Genomic DNA, 21071 nt, shown 5'->3' on the forward strand with positions numbered 1-21071 from the left:
TAACCCCTGTATGTAGACCGGTATTCATAGGTTAATTTATTGTTTTGTCTTTAATTTATCGCCTTTATGAACACCATGAACACCTTGAGGGCAAATTCTTTAAAACGCATCCGCTCTTTTCGCGTTGTACACCCCTGCAATTTCATTAACATCGTTTCATAAATCGCAATTGATTATTCGATTGTTGCGATTAATGGAATTTTAACGGTTGCTATTACAGGAGGCATCATGAGCAAGGTTAACGTTAAGCCCGTTCTGCTGAACGGTGAGCAGATTCAGGCCCTGAAAACCATTCAGGAGAGGGAACGCCAGAAGTCGGGCATGGGGATCGCGCCGTCAATCCATGCTGTTGCGCGCAAAGTATTTGATGCAGGGCTGTCAAAAATGGAGGCTGGCCAGTGAGCTACTCAATCAAAATAGGGAAACACAGTATCGAGCTGTCGGGTTATGCCGGTAAGGTTGTTGCGCCAAATACTAAGATGGCCGCTTTGTTCCGGGGCATGGCGGGTGAACTCACCAGCCTGAGGACAACGGCGCAGCAGGCCGAAGCTGAGGCGGATTTGCTGGACGTTATCCGCAACGATCCGGATCTGAACGAACAGGCAAAAAACCGCAGGGCAGGTGAAGCCCGGAACCCGGACACGCTCAAAGACTTTACCCGCGGCGTCGCAGCCGTAAGCGAGCAGGCCGCAAACATTCTCGATTACCTGAAGAACAAGCTCGCTCCGGTTAATCCACTGGCATCTGATGATGTTCAGGGATTCATGCGTGACAGTGAAATGCGCCAGGCATTCGCCCGACTGGATCGCCGCAGCCAGGAAAAAATGCTGCTGTCGATGCACAGTGGAAAGCATCAGGAGCTGGCGGACGCTTTACTAAGGGCGCACGCTGTGTGTTCTGGACTCGATACGGAACAGCTAAAACGTTTAGGCTTCTCCCGTATCGCATCGGAGAACGAGCAGGTGATTAGCGCGGTTGCCGAGCTGGTCGATGCGGTAAGGAAAGACGTCGCACAAATTACAGCTGTCCGAACCTGGTATAACAATCTCGTGTACGGGAAGAACGACGATCCCTCAGAAGTTCTGCCCCGCATGACCGGCCTTGATCAGTTAAGCGAACATGTCAGCGCGATGCTCAAAGGCAGCCAGCGGCAGACACATTCAGAAGAGAAGCAGGCCGCCTGAGGGCGGCTTTTTTCTGCCCGGAGGGAAACATCACGATGCTGTTAAGTAAATCAGCCTACGCCAGGCATATGGGCGTCAGCCGGCAAACTGTTTACGGCTGGATAGCCCGCGGTGAAATTGTAATTTCAGGCGATAAAGTGGATCTCGAAGCATCGCAGGCTAAACAAAATTCTGCTGGTGCTGGTGCTGGTGCTGGTGCTGGTGAGCATCACAATGCACTGACGTGGGCCCAGGCCGCAGCATGGGTATGGAAGCATGACGGTGGGAAAGAGCTACCGGCTGATATTGATGCTGCTCAGCGAATAGATGCCGCAGCCTCTGAGCTGGGTTTTGATGTTCAGCACGAGCCCGATGAACAATTGCTGATTCTCTTCCGGCCGGATGAAGAAACCCACAGCTTCTATAGCAAAGACCGTACAGCAGGCGCTTTACGGTTTCTTCGTTCTGAGCTGGCTTACGTTGCCACAATGCACCCCGATACGCTGGATGACTGGAACAAAAATGGTTTAATGTCACTCTGCCTGCTGGACGGCGAAAAACTGTAAACCCCCCAGCCCCTCAAACTTGACACTTTTTCGCGAGAAACTGGGAAAAGTGTCAACCCAACCTAACGGATCCTGACGCCTACGAACAGCAGCTACAGCAGAAGTGTAAAGGGCTGGCGTTGAGATTTGTTGAGCCTTGGCTGTTAGCTTTTGTTAATCCTGATGCGAAGCAGGGCAGGTGTCAGCCTGTTATGGTTTGTTATGCCTCACCAGGAAAGTGTCAGCCGCTGCCGCTTCAGAAAACTTCAGGTACACGAACTCGTGAAGGGGAGGTGTTAAGCACTCCCCCTTTGGATCCATCCTCGAGCCTCTTTCAGATCGCTGTTCTGGTTTGCCCGGACGCTGGCGTTCAGATTGAGTTGTCAAAAGTTGTCACCCACCGGCAGCGCCAAAGGGGATTTTTTAGCAGAACGCGCTCTAAGTTACAGTTGCTTCCTTCTGTCGCATTTGCTAAATAAGAAATTAATTAATGATTTAATGAGAACTAAAAAATGAGGAACTGTTTTTTAATAGACGGTAAGACAATAAATTCTGCGGATGATGTTTTTGCTGGTTTAACTATACAATCTAATTTAATAATATCTAATTGTAGAATATTGCTAGAGGAGTTGCATTTTCCTAGGCAGATAATGAATGTGTTTATTGTGGGATGTTCATGTAATAATGAGTTGCTTATGCAATCATATAATGAAAATACTGAATTGCGTTTTGAGTATGGTAACTCTTTTCAAAGTGTGAAAATTTCAGGAAGCTATGGTAGAGTCCTTTTTAATTCAGCACCTCTTTTCAGTCGTGTGCCATACCCTGAGACATTTCAACCAAGTAACTTTGGTGTAATTTATTTTCTAGCAGAAGCAAGGGCTAAACGGCTAGATTTTACTTGCATATCCGCAAACTCAATAAAATACAATGGCTTTGCGAGCGATGTTTTTATGGATGAAGTAAATGTTAGTGATGATGTTACTTTTATATCAAAGGAAGAAATTTCAATCTTCTTAATAAGGACGACGTGTAAAGACTTGAATTTTGATGGTAATTTTAAATTCATTAACCTTAACTCTGAATTTAAAATAGGTTCGCTTTACTTTAATGTCAGACAAAGTGTGATGAAAAATGTAAGTATAGACCTACAAAATTCATCTATATACGATAAGCTTATCTTTGCCAATGCATCTGATAATAAAAGCTCTCAATTTATATTGAAAAATGCTGAGTTTGCGTCGATAAAAAGCTTAGTGTTACATCAATCTCTTCTAAGTTGTTTTGTTATTTCTAATTGTGATCTTACCAAAACTGAAGTTAGTTTTATAAATTGTAGGTTAGATGACTTATTAACAGAAGGAGTGAGTTGGCCGTTTGATATAGAAGTTAATCATTCAAGTGCTCGAAAAACACCTTATTTAGAACAGGATCAAAAGCAAGCCATTTATAGACAGTTAAAGAGCATAAGTCAAAAAAACAAAGATACTGATAATTTTTACTTTTTCAGGAGAAAAGAATACGATACTACTCTGTCGATACTGAGTTGCAAGTTGGTGTTATTCTTAAATTATTTTCTAACTGTGTTGTGTGACCTTATAGGTGTCGCAAGGGAGAGGCATTTGCCAATTATAGATAAATTGAACTATAAAAATAAATTCTCCGGTTTTGTTGCTACATTATCGAACTGGCTTGTACTTAAACTATCTTCGCTAATATCCTTGCATGGCACAAGTTTATTTAGGCCGCTATTGATACTTGTAATTGGGATTCCTTTTTCTTTATACTTTTTAGGTTATTATGAGTCCATTGAACAATTAATGGCTCTTAGTGCATATGTTATTGATCCAACGCACAAGCTTGAAGCATCAATCATGGGTAAAACCATCATTTTAAATCCTATGCATAGTTTGTTTTTTAAGGTTTTTTCATCAACTATTTTATTTAAAATTGTCATGGTTTTTCGTAAGTATAGTGTGTCAGTTTGATAACTTGATTGCAGTAATTATCGGGCATTCCATTTATTGAATGCCCATTATATGAACAACATATTATTTTTATTGGTAAATCCCTGAGCAATTATAACCTATCACTTTTAAGAGAGGTTCAAAAGGAAGCGACTCTTCACTTATAACCTTCTCCCAATTATGTCTTATGTTATGAGGGTTAAGCCCACCTAGTGTAAAAGCATTAGCTACAACATTCCCTGTGTTTACATCTTGCAATCCATGAATATCTTCTATTGGTAAATGCCCTAAATATAAAGCTTTACTGACTGCTAAATTAAGGTCGATTGCCACTTCTACTTTTTCGCCGTATCCATTATTAATTCTAATTCGCTCATTCTTGAAAATATCTAGACCTCGATGTTCTCCTGGCTCGCTTGGTAAATATCCATTATTCCAATGCTCTAATGCTATTTCAATTAGCGTTCCTAATGGCTCGTCTTTAGAATTAAATATCTCAATGTTCTGTAGTTGCTCACTTATACGGAACGGTTTTGGTGAAGTGTATTTTAATCTGAAACTCATAAATGTGTCTCTGAAATCACATATTATGGGTGCGGTAACTTCAGCTTTCCATTTATGATCTCCTGTGGAGACTGGGCGATATAAGTCAATTTGAAGTTTTTGAGCACATTTTAGGGCTGCTTTCGTAAATCCTGCAGGGCAAACTAATGCACCTTTATGTGCATTTACATCAAGCATCAACCCATGAAATTCTTCGACTCCTTTTATATCTATTGGATGTGCCCAATCTTTGCAATCAATTATAATACGCATCTTATACTGACCAATGCTTTGTTCAACAAGAACATCTATCTGCCTTTTGACTTCGCTTCTATAGCCATCGAGCATAACGTTGTGTTTCACGACGGCTCCTGGCGAAAGTTGCTTCTGTATCATGACAACAAGTTGTTCAAGGGCTTTCCAGTCGGGGATTTTTTCTTTAGTAGCCATTGCAGACAGCTCCGTTCTGTTTAGATGCTCAACAATATCATTTAGTATTTTTATAAGTATTTTTTTATTGAGGCTTTGTGGGCATGGTTCAGTTCATGTTTTCGGTCAATTAGATCTCAATAAAGCTGCCGGGTGTAATTTTTGTGTACCCAAGGGTGTACACATACGTGAGTCTTGTTATAAAAATACATTTAATAACAGTATATTATGGTTAGAATGACCTTTCACATTAAGAAAAGCAAATAAGCTTTGCCGTTCTTTCTGAAGCCCGCGTTGATCGCGGGCTTTTTTTCGCCCGCTCATACCGCCAGTCCTCTCTGTGTGATGTCAATCACTATTCACTTTTAACCAAGTTTAAATCTAAGAAAGTAGACAATCATCGAATTTTCATCTTAAAGTCCAGGGTCCGGTACTAGACAAAACTAGCGACTGGTTATCAAATGGTTAACTAACTTTTCGCCGCATGTAAAAAATCGGTCAGATACGTAACTGGCCGGCGTACATGCTGGTGTTTACAAGCACGACACATACCTTCCTGGGAGAATTATGCAATCCTCTGTTAATCAAAAAGAAAGCCGAACGTTCTTCGGCCACCCTTATCCGCTCGGTTCGCTGTTCTTTACCGAGATGTGGGAACGTTTCTCGTTTTACGGCATTCGCCCATTACTGATCCTGTTTATGGCCGCCACCGTGTATGACGGCGGGATGGGGCTGGCACGTGAAAACGCGTCGGCAATTGTGGGCATCTTTGCCGGCACCATGTACCTGGCCGCACTGCCGGGTGGCTGGCTGGCGGATAACTGGCTCGGCCAGCAGAAAGCCGTCTGGTACGGATCCATCCTGATTGCGCTCGGCCACCTGTCGATTGCGCTCTCGGCCATCATGGGCGATAACCTGTTCTTTATCGGCCTGATGTTCATCGTGCTCGGTTCTGGTCTGTTTAAGACCTGTATCTCGGTCATGGTGGGGACGCTGTATAAAAAAGGCGATGCGCGTCGTGACGGCGGTTTCTCGCTGTTCTACATGGGCATCAACATGGGCTCGTTTATCGCGCCGCTGATTTCTGGCTGGCTGATTAAATCTCACGGCTGGCACTGGGGCTTCGGCATTGGTGGCATCGGGATGCTGGTTGCCCTGATCATCTTCCGCGTGTTTGCCGTTCCGGCAATGAAACGCTATGACAGCGAAGTGGGGCTGGACTCGACCTGGAACAGCCCGGTGGTGAAAAGAAACGGCGTGGGCGCATGGTTGCTGGCGCTGGCTGTGGGTGTGGCGGTTATCGTTACGCTGATCGCGCAGGGTGTGATTGTGATTAACCCGGTTGCGGTAGCCAGCGTGCTGGTTTACGTGATTGCGGCGTCCGTTGCCTTCTACTTTATCTACCTGTTCCTTTTTGCGGGCCTGAATCGTAAAGAGCGTGCCAGACTTCTGGTCTGTTTTATTCTGCTGGTCTCCGCCGCGTTCTTCTGGTCCGCCTTCGAGCAGAAGCCAACGTCATTCAACCTCTTTGCCAACGACTACACTAACCGCATGATCGGTGATTTCGAAATCCCGGCAGTATGGTTCCAGTCGATTAACGCCCTGTTCATCATCCTGCTGGCACCGGTATTCAGCTGGGCCTGGCCGAAACTTGCCAGCATGAACATTCGTCCGAGCAGTATCACCAAGTTTGTTATTGGTATTTTGTGTGCCGCCGCAGGCTTTGGTCTGATGATGCTGGCTGCGCAGAACGTACTGAATAACGGTGGCGCGGGCGTGTCGCCATTCTGGCTGGTGGGCAGCATTCTGATGCTGACGCTGGGGGAACTGTGCCTGAGCCCGATTGGTCTGGCGACCATGACGCTGCTGGCACCGGAAAGAATGCGTGGGCAGATGATGGGCCTGTGGTTCTGCGCAAGTGCGCTGGGCAACCTGGCGGCAGGTCTGATTGGCGGTCACGTTAAGGCCGACCAGCTGGATATGCTGCCGGATCTCTTCGCACGTTGCTCCATCGCGCTGCTGATTTGTGCCGCGGTGCTGATCGTCCTCATTGTTCCGGTACGTCGCATGCTGGAAAATGCGCAGACTAAACCGGCCGCTAACGCCTGATAACGCCTCGCTCGTCAATACCGGGGCAGGCGTTTGCCCCGGTAATTTACTCGACGAGGTAGAATATGCTGTTAGGGTTTGTTGGTCTTGGCGCGGTGGTGGAAACCGCGTACTTACCCGCACTACACAATCTGTATGGCGATTCACTGCACTGCCTGGGGTTTGATGTTCAGCCTGGCAGACACCCTGAAGGCGTGACGCGCTGCGCCTCTCTCACCGAACTTCTCTCGCATCCTCTTGATACCCTGTTTATTACCACGGCTTCTCTGCAGCATCTTGAGGTGCTGGAGCACGCCCTGGCGTCTCCTGCGGCGCGGATCGTGGTTGAAAAACCCATCGTCGCCACGCTCGCGCAGCTCGAAAAACTGAACAGGCTGCTGGCGTTGCCCGGTGCGGCGTTCCGTGTGCTCGCACTTGACCACTGGATGGCGCGCCTCGCAACGGTTCAGCTTGGGCTGATCGGGACTTTTGCAGATATCGCCAAAATTGACGGTTTTTTGCAGGAACCGAGCGGGTTTAACGCAAAAGGAGAACCTGTCGCGCTTAACTTCGCCACGGGTGAAGTGGACACCCGCACGCTTCGCCATCCTGACGGCGTTATCCTGGACATCGGCACGCATGTGCTGGCGATGCTGCGTGAAACGGTGCGTTATCTGGGGGGCGGGGATGATATGACGCTGCAGGTGGTGGCCGCTACTGACCGGCTTGGGCGTGAGATCAAACAGGGCGATCTCACCACGGCAGAGGGCAGCGTTCATCTTCGCGGGCAGCTTAGTGGCATTCCGGTGGAGATTTGGCTCAACAAATATGCGGGACCGTCAGGCGGGCAAAAAGGGTTACGGCTGTATCTGCATGACGGGCGCGTCATAAGCCACGATCGTCACGGAGCAGAAGATGTGCTCGTGCTGACGGACGGCGATCGGGTTCAGCGCTGGCATATTCCAGGCACGATTTATATGCACTGCCTGGCAGAGCGCATTCTGGGGCAGAAAAGTCTGTTCGAATGTGACCCGGAAGAAGTGAGCCGGACGACACGCCGTCGAATGGCGGAAGTAGAACTGCTGCTGACCTTACAGCAACAGCTGCGTGGCCCGCACTGAGTGCTGCGTGTTAATATCAACGTATTACAGAATGCCCAGCAAAGGAGTCATCATGTCGATTACCTGCCCGGATTGCCACGCAGAGCTTGAAGTGCAAAATGGCGTCGCCCACTGTGAGCACTGCGATAAGGATATCGCGCTCGAAGCCCGCTGCCCGGAGTGTCATCAGCCACTCCAGGTCTTAAAAGCCTGCGGTGCGGTGGATTACTTCTGCCAGAACGGCCACGGCCTGATTTCGAAAAAGCGCGTGGAGTTTGTCCCGGCTGAAGCTTAATCACACACGCAGCCTTCGCCTTTCTGCCACAGCTCGACCAGCGACTCAGGGGCTTCCTGCTCAGGCACCAGCACAATCATATCGGTGTACTGGGCCTGATTGTGCTGAGTCCAGATTATCTGGATACGAAAATAACGCTGATCGCCACTCCCCGGCGAGGAGGGTTCACCCGGCGGCTGGCCGCGTGGAATTGCCTGCTCCAGGATGCTTACCACGCGCTGACGCTGGGCCTCATTGAGTGACGAAAGCGTAATGGTGCGTTGGCCGCTTAGCTTAGGGATAAAAGCGACGCCGCCTTCCCGGGCCAGCTCAACGACGGCGTCGTCTGTGAGTTCCGGAACCTGCATTTACAGCACTCCCACCTGTTCCCAGGCTTGTTTTATCGCAGCCGCCACGTCGCCACCGGACCGTTTCTCGCCGTGGGCAACCGTCAGTTTTGCGAAGGCCTCAAAATCGGCATCTTGCGCCAGGTGACGGTCGCAAACTGTGTCGTACCAGGCATATCCCGCTTTTTCCCAGGCATAACCCCCAATCGCCTTCGCGGCCAGATAAAACGCCCGGTTGGGAATACCTGAATTCAGGTGTACGCCGCCGTTGTCTTCGCGCGTTTTGATAAAGTCTTTCATGTGCCCAGGCTGCGGGTCTTTACCGAGCAGAGGATCGTCATAGGCGGTGCCGGGCGCTGACATGGAGCGCAGCCCTTTGCCGTTAATACCGTCTGCCAGCAGCCCCTCACCAATCAGCCAGTCGGCTTCATCGGCGGTCTGTTTGAGGTGGTACTGTTTGACCAGCGAGCCAAACACATCTGACAATGATTCATTCAGCGCGCCAGACTGCTCAAAATAGATAAGCCCGGCTTCGGTCTCGGTGACACCGTGGCTTAGCTCGTGGGCCACGACGTCAATGGCAATGGTAAAGCGGTTAAATATTTCGCCGTCGCCATCACCAAAGACCATCTGCTGACCATTCCAGAAGGCGTTCTGATATTCCCGGCCATAGTGCACGGTACCGGTCAGGATGAGGCCTTTATTATCAAGCGAATCGCGCTGATACATTTTCCAGAAGAAATCATGGGTGACCCCCAAATAATTGTAGGCTTCATCAACCGCCACATCGCCATTTGACGGCTGGCCCTCATAACGCACCTGAGTACCCGGCAGCTCCTGCGTCTGTCTGGCATCGTAAATATCACGCTCCAGTTGACCGGCTTTATTGACGTGCGGCGCGGCGGGTTTGCCCGGCATATGCGCCATGAGCGTTTGCACATGCGTTAACGTCTGACGGGCGCAGCGCTGCTGCGGCTCAGAACCACTTTCGATAATGCGACGAAGAATATAGGGGGGAATGACGCTGTGAAGATAAGACATGCTGCTCTCCTTAGTTCGGGCAAGGCCAGATAAAAGGGAATAGCAGCAGTATAGTTTGTAACCGACGAAGAATTATCCGGTTTTTCGCTGGCGCGTTTTTTTCACCGGTTTAATCTCTTTCACTTCGCTCTCCACCCAGCCGTCTGACAGACGGGTGGTGAGAACATCTCCGGCTTTCACCTGCTTCGTTTGCTTCAGCACTTTACCGTCGGTGGCGGTCGTTACGCTATAGCCTCGTGCCAGCGTCGAGAGCGGGCTGACCGCCTCGAGGTGGGTGACCGCGTTGCCAAAGCGTTCACGTGTGGTGCTAAGACGTGCGCGGATAGTGTCTGCCAGTCGATACTCAAGCTGTTGGATACGCGTTTGCGCGCGATAAATCTTCGGCTGTGGGTTCTGCTGGTTCAGGCGCTGAGTAATACGCTGCTGGCGCGAGACCGCGCGCTTGAGCTGAATATCCAGCGCGACGTTCATTCGCTGACGCAGACGCTCCAGCACGGTTTGCTGACGGGCCAGCCGCAATTGCGGGTGCTGCTGTTGCAGGCGATGATGAAGCTGGGTAAACCGGCGCGTCCGATTGGCCAGGAAATAGTCCATCGCCATTTCCAGACGCTGCTGACCATTCTGCAGCTGACGCAACAGCTCCAGCTGATTGCGGCTCACCACTTCCGCGGCTGCGGAGGGCGTTGGCGCGCGTAAATCCGCCACAAAATCAGCTATCGTTACGTCCGTTTCGTGGCCGACGGCGCTGACGACTGGGATCTGGCTTGCGAAAATGGCCCGTGCCACACGTTCGTCGTTAAAGCTCCACAGGTCTTCCAGCGAACCGCCGCCACGCCCGACAATCAGCACGTCGCACTCCTGACGTGCGTTTGCAAGTTCAATGGCGCGGACAATCTGACCCGGTGCGTCATCACCCTGAACAGCGGTCGGGTAGATGATAACGGGCAGGGACGGGTCGCGGCGTTTGAGGACATGAAGAATATCGTGCAGTGCCGCCCCGGTTTTTGACGTAATCACCCCAACGCAGTGGGCAGGTGAGGGGAGCGGTTTTTTGAACTGCTGATCGAACAGACCCTCTTGCGAGAGTTTGTCTTTTAGCTGCTCGTACTTCTGCTGCAACACACCTTCGCCCGCAGGCTGCATACTTTCGACGATGATTTGATAATCGCCGCGCGGCTCATACAGGGTGATATTGGCGCGAACCAGAACCTGCTGACCATGCTGAGGGCGAAACGTCACGCGGCGGTTGCTGTTGCGGAACATTGCACAGCGCACCTGAGCGGTGTCGTCTTTTAATGTGAAGTACCAGTGACCAGATGAAGGCTGCGTGAAGTTAGAAATTTCACCGCTGATCCAGACCTGCCCCATTTCCTGCTCAAGCAGCAAACGAACCGTCTGATTAAGGCGGCTGACAGTAAAAATTGAGGGGGATTGAGTGGATAACATGTGAGCGGGATCAAATTCTAAATCAGCAAGTTATTCAGTCGATAGTAACCTGCTGAGAGGGGAGTGCAAGGTTTTTTTATAAAAAAGTGTGGATGCAATCGGTTACGCTCTGTATAATGCCACGGCAATATTTAACCACCCACCAGGTCAGAGATATTGCCCATGCTACGTATCGCTAAAGAAGCACTGACGTTTGACGACGTCCTCCTCGTTCCCGCTCATTCCACCGTTCTGCCGAATACTGCCGATCTCAGCACGCAGTTGACGAAAACGATTCGCCTGAACATTCCTATGCTCTCTGCGGCAATGGACACCGTGACTGAAGCGCGCCTGGCTATCGCCCTGGCACAGGAAGGTGGCATCGGCTTTATTCATAAAAACATGTCTATCGAGCGTCAGGCTGAAGAAGTTCGCCGCGTGAAGAAACATGAATCCGGCATCGTGTCTGACCCACAGACCGTTCTGCCAACCACCACCCTGCACGAAGTGAAAGCCCTGACCGAACGTAACGGTTTCGCCGGTTACCCGGTTGTCACCGAAGATAACGAACTGGTGGGCATCATCACCGGCCGTGACGTGCGTTTCGTGACTGACCTGAACCAGCCTGTCAGCGTATACATGACCCCGAAAGAGCGTCTGGTAACCGTCCGTGAAGGCGAAACCCGTGACGTCGTGCTGGCTAAAATGCACGAGAAGCGCGTTGAGAAAGCACTGGTTGTGGACGCGAACTTCCACCTGCTGGGCATGATCACCGTTAAAGATTTCCAGAAAGCAGAACGTAAACCTAACGCCTGTAAAGACGAGCATGGCCGTCTGCGCGTAGGTGCTGCCGTTGGCGCGGGTGCAGGTAACGAAGAGCGTGTTGACGCGCTGGTAGCTGCGGGTGTTGACGTACTGCTGATTGACTCCTCTCACGGCCACTCCGAAGGCGTTCTGCAACGTATTCGTGAAACCCGTGCGAAATACCCAGACCTGCAGATCATCGGCGGTAACGTTGCAACGGGTGCAGGCGCTCGCGCACTGGCTGAAGCAGGCTGCAGCGCGGTGAAAGTCGGTATCGGTCCTGGCTCTATTTGTACCACCCGTATCGTGACTGGCGTAGGCGTTCCGCAGATCACCGCGGTATCCGACGCGGTTGAAGCGCTGGAAGGCACCGGTATTCCGGTTATCGCTGACGGCGGTATCCGCTTCTCTGGCGACATCGCGAAAGCGATCGCTGCAGGTGCTGCAGCCGTCATGGTTGGCTCCATGCTGGCCGGTACTGAAGAATCTCCGGGCGAAATCGAACTCTACCAGGGCCGTTCTTACAAATCATACCGTGGTATGGGCTCCCTGGGCGCGATGTCCAAAGGCTCTTCCGACCGTTACTTCCAGAGCGATAACGCCGCTGACAAACTGGTACCGGAAGGTATTGAAGGCCGCGTTGCCTATAAAGGCCGCCTGAAAGAGATCATTCACCAGCAGATGGGCGGCCTGCGCTCCTGTATGGGTCTGACCGGCTGTGGTACCATCGACCTGCTGCGTACTAAAGCGGAATTCGTACGCATCAGCGGTGCGGGTATCCAGGAGAGCCACGTTCACGACGTGACGATCACCAAAGAGTCCCCGAACTACCGTCTGGGCTCCTGATAAATTTCCGCGCCCGGCTCATGCCGGGCGCTCTGTATTTGTTTCACTTGCCTCGGAATTAGCGTCAATGACGGAAAACATTCATAAACATCGCATTCTCATCCTGGACTTTGGTTCTCAGTACACTCAACTGGTTGCACGTCGCGTGCGTGAACTGGGCGTTTACTGTGAACTGTGGGCATGGGATGTCACGGAAGCACAGATTCGCGAATTCAATCCAAGCGGCATCATCCTGTCCGGCGGCCCGGAAAGCACCACCGAAGAGAACAGCCCACGCGCACCGCAGTACGTGTTTGAAGCGGGCGTGCCGGTATTCGGCGTTTGCTACGGTATGCAGACCATGGCCATGCAGCTGGGCGGCCACGTAGAAGGGTCTAACGAGCGTGAGTTTGGCTACGCGCAGGTTGAAGTCGTCACCGACAGCGCGCTGGTTCGCGGTATCGAAGACTCCCTGACCGCAGACGGCAAACCGCTGCTGGACGTGTGGATGAGCCACGGCGACAAAGTCACCGCCATCCCGTCTGACTTTGTGACCGTTGCCAGCACCGATAACTGCCCGTTTGCGATTATGGCGAACGAAGAAAAACGCTTCTACGGTGTGCAGTTCCACCCGGAAGTGACCCACACCCGTCAGGGTATGCGCATGCTGGAACGCTTCGTGCGTGATATTTGCCAGTGTGAAGCACTGTGGACGCCAGCAAAAATCATCGACGACGCCGTTGAGCGTATCCGCCAGCAGGTTGGCAATGACAAAGTGATCCTCGGCCTGTCCGGCGGTGTTGACTCCTCTGTCACCGCGATGCTGCTGCACCGCGCAATCGGCAAAAACCTGACCTGTGTATTCGTGGACAACGGTCTGCTGCGTCTGAACGAAGCGCAGCAGGTTATGGATATGTTCGGCGACCACTTCGGTCTGAACATCATTCACGTGGAAGGCGAGAAGCGCTTCCTCGACGCGCTGGCCGGCGAGAACGATCCGGAAGCGAAACGTAAAATCATCGGTCGCGTCTTCGTTGAAGTGTTCGACGAAGAAGCGCTGAAGCTGGAAGACGTTAAATGGCTGGCGCAGGGCACCATCTACCCTGACGTGATTGAATCTGCGGCTTCCGCAACCGGTAAAGCACACGTCATCAAATCTCACCACAACGTGGGCGGCCTGCCGAAAGAGATGAAGATGAGCCTGGTTGAACCGCTGCGTGAGCTGTTCAAAGATGAAGTACGTAAGATCGGCCTGGAACTGGGTCTGCCATACGACATGCTCTACCGTCACCCGTTCCCGGGTCCAGGTCTGGGCGTGCGTGTGCTGGGCGAAGTGAAGAAAGAGTACTGCGACCTGCTGCGTCGCGCGGACGCTATCTTCATTGAAGAGCTGCACAAAGCTGACCTGTACAACAAAGTGAGCCAGGCGTTCACCGTGTTCCTGCCGGTGCGCTCTGTCGGCGTGATGGGCGATGGCCGTAAGTACGACTGGGTTGTTTCCCTGCGTGCGGTGGAAACCATCGACTTCATGACCGCGCACTGGGCGCACCTGCCGTACGACTTCCTGGGCCGCGTCTCTAACCGCATTATCAACGAAGTGAACGGTATCTCCCGCGTGGTGTATGACATCAGCGGTAAGCCACCGGCTACAATTGAGTGGGAATGATTTTCCCCTGATATCACCCCAAACCCTCTGCTTGCGCAGGGGGTTTTTTTATTCTCCGTTACTTCCCACTGCCCAGCCGATATGCCAGCGCTACCACCAGCGACTGCACGAGGCACAGCGTCGCCGACTGCGAGCGAAACGCATCTACCTGCGCCTCTTTCACCACAAAACAGAGATCGCTGAAGGTGGCCAGCGGGCTTATCTGGCTGTCGGTGATCACAATCTGCCGCGCGCCGACGCTGGCGGCGGTTTCGCTGACCATCACCGTCTCTTCCGCATACGGCGAGAAGCTGATCGATACCACAATATCCTGCGCCTTGATGCGGTTGATCTGCTCACGCAGCATCCCCCCCATACCGTCGAGCAGAATAGGGCGGCACTCCAGGTGGCTCAGGGCGTAGGTCAGATAGGCGGCGACGCTAAACGAGCGGCGTAACCCGGCGATATAGATTGTGTCGGCTTCGGCCAGCAACTGCACGGCGCGCTCCAGCATCTCCGGCTCGGCGCGGGCAGCCAGCTGCTGGAGGGCCTGCGCATTTGAACGGGCGAACTCCTGCAAAATATCAAGCGGAGTTTCCGGGACGGCCTGACTTTCCATTTCGCGAAACAGCCGGGCGCGGTCACTGTAGCTGGCGGTCTCTTCCACCAGGTTCATGCGAAACAGCTGTTTCATCTCGTTGAAGCCGGTGAAGTCAAAAGCATTGGCAAAACGGATCAGCGTTGACGGCGGCACATCGGCACGCTCGGCAATGACGGCGACCGTATCAAAGGCCACGCTGTTGGTATTATCCAGCACATAGCGGGAGACCTGCTGCAGCCTCTTGCTCAGGCTATCGTAGCGATCGCGGATTTGCTGCTGCAGCTCATTCAGGCTGGTTGCTGTGGTCATTTTACCCCCTATGCATAGTTTTATGATTCTAAACGCAAAACCGCGTCTTTTAAATGCCGGCCGTCCATCTGGCCTCGAAAATGAAACAGAAGCTTCACGCTTTTCAACGCCTGAAATGCCTTAATAGCGCTGGCTGCACCGGTGATGGTGGCTGTTAACATAAAAATCCATCCTTGATCACAATAATCATCATTTATTTTATTTCAACTTAAAATGGAATATTTGTTTCATATATAGTGTTCAGGTAACAGTCACGTATCAACAGCGAGAGGTTAAGGATGGAGACGGTAGCGAATTTTATTCACGGCGAGTGTGTCACCGGTTCAGGCCAGCGCGTTCAGGCAATCTTCAACCCGGCCACCGGAGAGCAGATCCGCCAGGTGGTGATGAGTACGGCACAGGAAACCGAACAGGCGATTGCCGCAGCACAGCAGGCTTTTCCTGGCTGGGCGCGCCATTCTCCACTTAAACGCGCACGCGTGATGTTCCGCTTCAAAGCGCTGCTGGAAGAGAACATGGAGCGCCTGGCCCGCATCATCAGCGAAGAGCATGGCAAAGTCTTCTCCGACGCGGTGGGCGAGCTGACCCGCGGCCTGGAAGTGGTGGAGTTTGCCTGTGGCATCCCGCATCTGCAAAAAGGTGAGCACTCCGCTAACGTCGGCACCGGTGTCGACAGCCACTCGTTGATGCAGCCGCTCGGCGTATGTGCCGGGATCACGCCGTTTAATTTCCCGGCAATGGTGCCGATGTGGATGTTCCCGATTGCGCTGGCCACCGGCAACACGTTCGTGCTGAAACCGTCGGAAAAAGATCCCTCTCTGGCGCTCGCGCTGGCAAAACTGCTGAAAGACGCCGGCCTGCCAGACGGCGTGTTTAACGTGGTGCAGGGCGATAAAGAGTCGGTTGACGTGCTGCTGACTGACCCGCGCGTGCAGGCTGTGAGCTTTGTCGGTTCAACGCCGATCGCCCAATACATTTACGAGACCGCCTCCGCCCACGGTAAACGCTGTCAGGCACTGGGCGGGGCAAAAAACCACTGCATCTTAATGCCGGATGCCGATATGGATATGGCGACGAACGCGATTATGGGCGCTGCCTTCGGCGCGGCGGGAGAACGTTGCATGGCGCTGTCGGTGGTGCTGGCGGTGGGGGATAACACTGCTGATGAACTCTGTTCCCGGCTGGAAAAACAGATTGCCGCGCTGCGCGTCGGACCGGGTCTGGACCAGACGCCAGAGAACGAAATGGGGCCGCTTATCTCCTCGGCACACCGTAACAAAGTGCTGGGCTATATCGACAGCGGGGAAAGTCAGGGAGCCCGCCTGCGCGTGGATGGCCGTGGGTTCAGCGTGAAAGGCCACGAGCAGGGCTATTTTGTCGGACCAACGCTGTTCGATAACGTCACGCCGGAGATGACCATTTATAAAGAAGAGATTTTCGGGCCGGTACTTTCTGTGGTGCGTGTTGCAGATTACAGCAGCGCGGTGGACCTGATTAACCGGCATGAATATGGTAATGGCTCGGCAATATTTACCCGTGACGGTGGCTGCGCGCGCCGCTTCTGCGAAGAGGTGCAGGCGGGGATGGTTGGGGTGAACGTGCCGATCCCGGTGCCGATGGCGTTCCACAGTTTTGGTGGCTGGAAGCGTTCGATCTTTGGTGCGCTGAATGTCCACGGCAACGACGGCGTGCGTTTCTACACCCGAATGAAAACCATCACCGCACGCTGGCCGGAAATGCAGCAGGAGACTGGCGCTGCGTTCTCCATGCCGACGCTGGGCTGACAGGAGGTTTTATGCAAACCGAACGTATGACCATGGCTCAGGCCCTGGTCAGATTCCTTAATCAACAGTATGTCTCCATTGATGGACACGAAACGCCCTTCGTGGAGGGCGTGGCGACCATTTTTGGTCACGGCAACGTGCTGGGTATCGGCCAGGCACTGGAGCAGGATCCTGGCCACCTGCAGGTGATGCAGGGGTGTAACGAACAGGGCATCGCCCATATGGCGACCGGATTCGCCAAACAGCATCGCCGTCGGCGCATTTTTGCCGTCACCTCATCCGTCGGGCCCGGCGCGGCGAATATGGTGACGGCCGCGGCGACCGCCACCGCGAACCGCATTCCGCTCCTGCTGTTACCGGGGGATATCTATGCCAGCCGCCAGCCCGATCCGGTTTTGCAGCAAATCGAGCAGTACCACGATCTCAGTATCAGCACCAACGACTGCTTCCGTCCCGTTTCACGCTACTGGGACCGCATTAACCGTCCGGAACAGTTAATGAGCGCGATGTTAAATGCGATGCGAACGCTTACTGACCCCGCAGCGACGGGGGCAGTGACCATTTGCCTGCCGCAGGACGTACAGGGCGAAGCCTGGGATTATCCCCTGAGCTTCTTTGCGCGTCGCGTGCATCACATTGAACGCCGTCCGCCTGACCCCCAGCGTCTGGCCCAGGCACAGGCGTTGATTGCCCGTAAATGCCGTCCGCTGGTGGTGTGTGGCGGGGGCGTGCGTTATTCCGGCGCGCATGAGGCATTTCGGGAATTTGTTGAGACGCTGCAACTGCCGTTTGCCGAAACCCAGGCCGGAAAGGGGGCGCTGGTAAGCGATCACCCCCTTAATCTGGGAGGGATCGGTGTGACGGGCGGAATGGCCGCTAACCAGCTTGCACCCAGGGCGGATTTGGTGATTGGCATCGGCACGCGCCTGACGGACTTTACCACCGGCTCCAAAGCGCTCTTTTCCCATCCGGACGTCGAGTTCCTGCTTTTAAACGTCGCCGAGTTTGATGCCGTGAAACTGGATGCCACGGCGCTGATTGCCGATGCGCAAACCGGGCTGCACGCGTTAACGCAGGCGCTCCCGGCGTACCGAAGCCACTGGGGAGAGGAGATTGCTCAGGCGAAATCTGCCTGGCATGCGGAGTGCCAGCGCTTATGGGGCCGTCAGTGGCATCCCGACGATGCGCCTGAAGTGGCAGGGCACCTTGATGCGCAGCTGGCGGAATACGGTGAGGCGCTCAACACCCGTCTGACCCAGACGCGGGTGCTGGGGCTTATCAATCAACATATCGAAGATAACGCCATCGTTGTGGGCGCAGCCGGATCGCTGCCCGGAGATTTACAGCGCCTCTGGCAGGTGAAGACGCCGGACGGTTATCACCTGGAGTACGGCTACTCCTGCATGGGGTATGAGATTGCGGCGGCGATAGGCGCGAAGCTTGCCAGCCCGCATCAGCCGGTTTACGCCATGGTGGGGGATGGCTCCTACATGATGCTGCACTCCGAGCTACAAACCGCGGTGCAGGAGGGGATCAACGTCACCGTTTTGCTGTTTGATAATGCCAGCTTCGGCTGCATTAATAACCTGCAGATGGGGCACGGGATGGGGAGCTTCGGTACGGAAAACCGTCATCGAAATCCAGATTCAGGCCGGCTTGACGGGCCGCTGGTAAAAGTCGATTTCGCCCAGAACGCGGAAAGCTATGGCTGCCGCGCGTGGCGGGTCCACGACGAGCAGAGTCTGCTGGCGGCGCTGGCGGCGTCGCGGGCGCATCCTGGCCCAACGCTGCTGGATATCAAAGTGCTGCCAAAAACCATGACCCATGATTACGCGTCATGGTGGCGAACCGGTGATGCGCAGGTCGCGGGATCGTCTGCGGTGCGCAAAGCCGCCGAGCAAACCCAGGCGCAGCTGAAAAAAGCACGCCAGTATTAAGTATTTCCCGCCATAACGAAATTTTCATTTCATTTTTCACTGCCTTCATTCTCACCCTCTCCCGCCACGGGAGAGGGCACACCTGTCGCCATTTTGTCTCCTGTGTTCCTGTGGCAAGTGCATCACGGAGCGGCTGCAATGTTGTGATATTGATAACAAAATTTATCTCAATCATCTCAAAAGTGTTAACCCGCACTCAAAAATATAATTTTCACTATTTATAAAAATGAAATAAATGTTTTATTTAAGGGGTCGTTAGTTCACAGCATTCACCAACACCGGGAGCCGTTATGTTTAACATTGCTTTACTGGGCGCTGGCCGAATTGGCCAGGTACATGCAGCTAACATCGCCAGCCACAGTGAGACCACGCTCTGGTCTGTGGTCGACCCGAATCAGGAATTTGCCACCCGCCTCGCCACGCAATATCAGGCTCGTCTGCAGAGTCTGGAGGACGCGATGAGCGACCCAAACGTTCATGCCGTGCTGATCGCGTCTGCGACGGATACCCACGCGGATCTGATTGAGATGGCCGCCCGCCACGGCAAAGCGATTTTCTGTGAAAAGCCGGTACACCTGGATCTTGCCCGCGTGCGCGACTGCCTGAAAGTGGTTAACGAGTACAACGTACCGCTGTTTATCGGTTTTAACCGCCGCTTTGACCCGCAGTTTCGCCGGGTCAAAACCGAGGTGCAGGCCGGGCGGATCGGTAAGCCCGAATCGCTGCTGATTATCTCCCGCGACCCGTCCCCGCCACCGGCGCAATATGTGCGCGTTTCCGGCGGTATGTTCCGCGACATGACCATTCACGATTTTGATATGGCGCGCTTCATCATGGGCGAAGAGCCGGTGTCGGTGTATGCCCAGGGCAGCAATCTGGTGGATCCGGCAATTGGCGAGGCGGGGGATATCGATACCGCGTTTATCGTACTGAAGTATGCCTCCGGCGCGATGGCGACCATCGTCAACAGCCGCCGCTCTTCTTATGGCTACGACCAGCGCCTGGAACTGCACGGCTCAGAAGGCCTGCTGTGCGCGGGCAATATTCTTGAAAATCAGGTGCAGCACTACGGCAAACAGGGCTGCACCGGCGCGCTGCCGGAACATTTCTTCCTGCAGCGCTACAAATCCGCTTACGCCGCGGAGTGGGAACACTTTGTTGCGGTGCTGCGCGGCGAAGCGACGCCTGACTGTAGCGGCGACGATGGTGAACGTGCGCTGTACCTGGCGGATAAAGCGCTGGAATCCCTGCGTAGCCAGCGTGAGATCGTCCTCTAAACACAACCACCCTACACAGAGAGACATAATAATGAAAAAACTGATCTTAGCCGCCCTCATCGCCATGACCGCCGGGGCAGCAATGGCCGAAAACGAGCAAATTGTTTTCAGTACACCAAACCTGGCGATGCCGTTTGAAGTTCACATGCAGCGTACCGCGGTAAAAGCCGCAAAAGAGATGGGCGTAAAGCTTCAGGTACTGGACGGGCAGGGCAGCTCGCCGAAACAGGTCGCTGACCTGGAAAACGCCATCACCCGTGGTGCGCAGGGGTTCATCGTCTCCCCGAATGACGTCAATGCCGTCTCCAGCGCGGTGGATGAAATTCAGGATGCGAATCTGCCCGTTGTGACGCTTGACCGCTCCGTCGACAGCCAGAAGAAGGTGCCGCATTTTGGTGCCAACAACTACAAAGGCGGGCAGGCGATTGGCGACTTCGTTAAAAGCAAATTCCCCAACGGGGCAGACATTATTCTGCTCACCGGCCAGCCAGGTTCCTCCTCCAACATTGAACGTACCAAAGGGATCCGCGACAGCCTGAAGGCGGGCGGGGACAAGTACAAGATCGTTGCCGATCAGACCGGCAACTGGATGCGTTCTGAAGGGATGCGCATTGTGGAAAGCGTTCTGCCGTCACTGCCGAAACGCCCACAGGTGATCCTCTCCGCCAATGACGACATGGCACTGGGCGCAATTGAAGCGCTGCAGGGCCAGGGCGTGAAACCAGGCGAAATTCTGGTGACCGGATTTGACGCGGTCCCTGAGGCGCTGGCGCGCGTGCGCGACGGCTGGCTGGCGGTCACGGCGGATCAGCGCCCGGGCTTCGCGGTACAAACGGCGATGAGCCAGCTGGTGGCCAACGTGCGTGAGAAGAAAGCCATCACCGGCGCGGACTACCCGCCAACGCTTATCACCAAAGAAAATCTGCAGCAGGCTGAGCGCATCAGTGAGGCCGGTAACTGATTTATC

The 21071-nt window shown here is 53.4% G+C and carries 19 protein-coding genes; 13 read left to right on the forward strand and 6 right to left on the reverse strand.

Annotated features, from left to right (window positions below):
- Positions 1–228 precede the first annotated feature (228 nt).
- From ACMVME_RS18590 to ACMVME_RS18605, 4 genes are all read left to right on the forward strand, one after another.
- A complete protein-coding gene (locus ACMVME_RS18590) occupies positions 229–402 on the forward strand; it encodes a hypothetical protein (protein ID WP_014830800.1) in 174 nt (57 codons plus the stop codon).
- A complete protein-coding gene (locus ACMVME_RS18595; protein WP_414743470.1) occupies positions 399–1184 on the forward strand; it encodes a hypothetical protein in 786 nt (261 codons plus the stop codon). The genes ACMVME_RS18590 and ACMVME_RS18595 overlap by 4 nt, the downstream gene beginning before the upstream one ends.
- A 35-nt stretch (positions 1185–1219) precedes the next feature.
- On the forward strand, positions 1220–1729 hold the full coding sequence (locus ACMVME_RS18600; RefSeq protein WP_414743471.1) for a DNA-binding protein: 510 nt from the start codon (positions 1220–1222) through the stop codon (positions 1727–1729).
- Positions 1730–2403: 674 nt separating this feature from the next.
- Complete coding sequence (locus ACMVME_RS18605) at positions 2404–3696, forward strand: hypothetical protein (protein ID WP_395522611.1); 1293 nt, start codon at positions 2404–2406, stop codon at positions 3694–3696.
- A gap of 69 nt (positions 3697–3765) precedes the next feature.
- Here ACMVME_RS18605 and ACMVME_RS18610 read toward each other — a convergent pair whose 3' ends face one another.
- Positions 3766–4668 (reverse strand): restriction endonuclease, encoded by a 903-nt coding sequence (locus ACMVME_RS18610; RefSeq protein ID WP_214598051.1) that lies wholly within the window; start codon positions 4666–4668, stop codon positions 3766–3768.
- A gap of 546 nt (positions 4669–5214) precedes the next feature.
- On the opposite strand from ACMVME_RS18610, the gene ACMVME_RS18615 reads away from it, so the two are divergent.
- The 3 genes from ACMVME_RS18615 (at position 5215) to ACMVME_RS18625 (ending at position 8130) form a co-directional block, all read left to right on the forward strand.
- A complete protein-coding gene (locus tag ACMVME_RS18615) occupies positions 5215–6756 on the forward strand; it encodes a peptide MFS transporter (RefSeq protein WP_068794869.1) in 1542 nt (513 codons plus the stop codon).
- A gap of 65 nt (positions 6757–6821) precedes the next feature.
- The gene (locus ACMVME_RS18620) at positions 6822–7856 is read left to right on the forward strand and encodes a Gfo/Idh/MocA family oxidoreductase (protein ID WP_414743472.1); all 1035 of its coding nucleotides are present in this window, start codon (positions 6822–6824) and stop codon (positions 7854–7856) included.
- A gap of 52 nt (positions 7857–7908) precedes the next feature.
- Positions 7909–8130 (forward strand): zinc ribbon domain-containing protein, encoded by a 222-nt coding sequence (locus tag ACMVME_RS18625; RefSeq protein WP_025203470.1) that lies wholly within the window; start codon positions 7909–7911, stop codon positions 8128–8130.
- On the opposite strand, the gene ACMVME_RS18630 is transcribed toward ACMVME_RS18625, so the two are convergent.
- The 3 genes from ACMVME_RS18630 to xseA form a co-directional block, all read right to left on the reverse strand.
- Complete coding sequence (locus tag ACMVME_RS18630) at positions 8127–8477, reverse strand: protealysin inhibitor emfourin (RefSeq protein WP_068794867.1); 351 nt, start codon at positions 8475–8477, stop codon at positions 8127–8129. The genes ACMVME_RS18625 and ACMVME_RS18630 overlap by 4 nt on opposite strands.
- Positions 8478–9497, reverse strand: a complete 1020-nt coding sequence (locus tag ACMVME_RS18635) for a M4 family metallopeptidase (RefSeq protein ID WP_414743473.1) — start codon at positions 9495–9497, stop codon at positions 8478–8480.
- 72 nt (positions 9498–9569) lie between these two features.
- Positions 9570–10943, reverse strand: a complete 1374-nt coding sequence (xseA, locus tag ACMVME_RS18640) for an exodeoxyribonuclease VII large subunit (RefSeq protein ID WP_014171156.1) — start codon at positions 10941–10943, stop codon at positions 9570–9572.
- Positions 10944–11105: 162 nt separating this feature from the next.
- Between xseA and guaB the strand changes: the two genes are divergently transcribed.
- Positions 11106–12572, forward strand: a complete 1467-nt coding sequence (gene guaB / locus ACMVME_RS18645) for an IMP dehydrogenase (RefSeq protein WP_020883040.1) — start codon at positions 11106–11108, stop codon at positions 12570–12572.
- Positions 12573–12639: 67 nt separating this feature from the next.
- On the forward strand, positions 12640–14217 hold the full coding sequence (gene guaA / locus ACMVME_RS18650; protein ID WP_068794866.1) for a glutamine-hydrolyzing GMP synthase: 1578 nt from the start codon (positions 12640–12642) through the stop codon (positions 14215–14217).
- Positions 14218–14275: 58 nt separating this feature from the next.
- On the opposite strand, the gene ACMVME_RS18655 is transcribed toward guaA, so the two are convergent.
- Complete coding sequence (locus ACMVME_RS18655) at positions 14276–15106, reverse strand: MurR/RpiR family transcriptional regulator (RefSeq protein WP_032680493.1); 831 nt, start codon at positions 15104–15106, stop codon at positions 14276–14278.
- A gap of 20 nt (positions 15107–15126) precedes the next feature.
- Entirely contained in the window at positions 15127–15267 is a 141-nt protein-coding gene (locus ACMVME_RS18660) for a hypothetical protein (protein WP_175392644.1), read from the reverse strand.
- A 117-nt stretch (positions 15268–15384) separates the two neighbouring features.
- Between ACMVME_RS18660 and ACMVME_RS18665 the strand changes: the two genes are divergently transcribed.
- The 4 genes from ACMVME_RS18665 (at position 15385) to ACMVME_RS18680 (ending at position 21065) form a co-directional block, all read left to right on the forward strand.
- Positions 15385–16890, forward strand: a complete 1506-nt coding sequence (locus ACMVME_RS18665; protein ID WP_068794865.1) for a CoA-acylating methylmalonate-semialdehyde dehydrogenase — start codon at positions 15385–15387, stop codon at positions 16888–16890.
- Positions 16891–16901: 11 nt separating this feature from the next.
- A complete protein-coding gene (iolD, locus tag ACMVME_RS18670; RefSeq protein ID WP_068794864.1) occupies positions 16902–18827 on the forward strand; it encodes a 3D-(3,5/4)-trihydroxycyclohexane-1,2-dione acylhydrolase (decyclizing) in 1926 nt (641 codons plus the stop codon).
- 290 nt (positions 18828–19117) lie between these two features.
- Positions 19118–20104, forward strand: coding sequence for an inositol 2-dehydrogenase (gene iolG / locus ACMVME_RS18675; protein ID WP_025203474.1), 987 nt, complete (start codon positions 19118–19120; stop codon positions 20102–20104).
- A 31-nt stretch (positions 20105–20135) separates the two neighbouring features.
- On the forward strand, positions 20136–21065 hold the full coding sequence (locus ACMVME_RS18680) for a sugar ABC transporter substrate-binding protein (RefSeq protein WP_020883045.1): 930 nt from the start codon (positions 20136–20138) through the stop codon (positions 21063–21065).
- Positions 21066–21071 lie beyond the last annotated feature (6 nt).

The organism is Enterobacter cloacae complex sp. 2024EL-00711, assembly GCF_047529885.1.
In the GTDB taxonomy this organism is placed as follows: domain Bacteria; phylum Pseudomonadota; class Gammaproteobacteria; order Enterobacterales; family Enterobacteriaceae; genus Enterobacter; species Enterobacter ludwigii.

Excerpts from the sequence above, each read along its gene's own strand:
- guaA (WP_068794866.1), top strand. The coding sequence starts at position 12,640 with ATGACGGAAAACATTCATAAACATCGCATTCTCATCCTGGACTTTGGT.
- ACMVME_RS18665 (WP_068794865.1), top strand. The coding sequence starts at position 15,385 with ATGGAGACGGTAGCGAATTTTATTCACGGCGAGTGTGTCACCGGTTCA.
- ACMVME_RS18660 (WP_175392644.1), bottom strand. The coding sequence starts at position 15,267 with ATGTTAACAGCCACCATCACCGGTGCAGCCAGCGCTATTAAGGCATTT.
- ACMVME_RS18625 (WP_025203470.1), top strand. The coding sequence starts at position 7,909 with ATGTCGATTACCTGCCCGGATTGCCACGCAGAGCTTGAAGTGCAAAAT.
- iolG (WP_025203474.1), top strand. The coding sequence starts at position 19,118 with ATGTTTAACATTGCTTTACTGGGCGCTGGCCGAATTGGCCAGGTACAT.
- ACMVME_RS18610 (WP_214598051.1), bottom strand. The coding sequence starts at position 4,668 with ATGGCTACTAAAGAAAAAATCCCCGACTGGAAAGCCCTTGAACAACTT.
- xseA (WP_014171156.1), bottom strand. The coding sequence starts at position 10,943 with ATGTTATCCACTCAATCCCCCTCAATTTTTACTGTCAGCCGCCTTAAT.
- ACMVME_RS18620 (WP_414743472.1), top strand. The coding sequence starts at position 6,822 with ATGCTGTTAGGGTTTGTTGGTCTTGGCGCGGTGGTGGAAACCGCGTAC.
- ACMVME_RS18615 (WP_068794869.1), top strand. The coding sequence starts at position 5,215 with ATGCAATCCTCTGTTAATCAAAAAGAAAGCCGAACGTTCTTCGGCCAC.
- ACMVME_RS18600 (WP_414743471.1), top strand. The coding sequence starts at position 1,220 with ATGCTGTTAAGTAAATCAGCCTACGCCAGGCATATGGGCGTCAGCCGG.
- ACMVME_RS18605 (WP_395522611.1), top strand. The coding sequence starts at position 2,404 with ATGCAATCATATAATGAAAATACTGAATTGCGTTTTGAGTATGGTAAC.
- ACMVME_RS18680 (WP_020883045.1), top strand. The coding sequence starts at position 20,136 with ATGAAAAAACTGATCTTAGCCGCCCTCATCGCCATGACCGCCGGGGCA.
- ACMVME_RS18590 (WP_014830800.1), top strand. The coding sequence starts at position 229 with ATGAGCAAGGTTAACGTTAAGCCCGTTCTGCTGAACGGTGAGCAGATT.
- ACMVME_RS18630 (WP_068794867.1), bottom strand. The coding sequence starts at position 8,477 with ATGCAGGTTCCGGAACTCACAGACGACGCCGTCGTTGAGCTGGCCCGG.
- iolD (WP_068794864.1), top strand. The coding sequence starts at position 16,902 with ATGCAAACCGAACGTATGACCATGGCTCAGGCCCTGGTCAGATTCCTT.
- guaB (WP_020883040.1), top strand. The coding sequence starts at position 11,106 with ATGCTACGTATCGCTAAAGAAGCACTGACGTTTGACGACGTCCTCCTC.
- ACMVME_RS18635 (WP_414743473.1), bottom strand. The coding sequence starts at position 9,497 with ATGTCTTATCTTCACAGCGTCATTCCCCCCTATATTCTTCGTCGCATT.
- ACMVME_RS18655 (WP_032680493.1), bottom strand. The coding sequence starts at position 15,106 with ATGACCACAGCAACCAGCCTGAATGAGCTGCAGCAGCAAATCCGCGAT.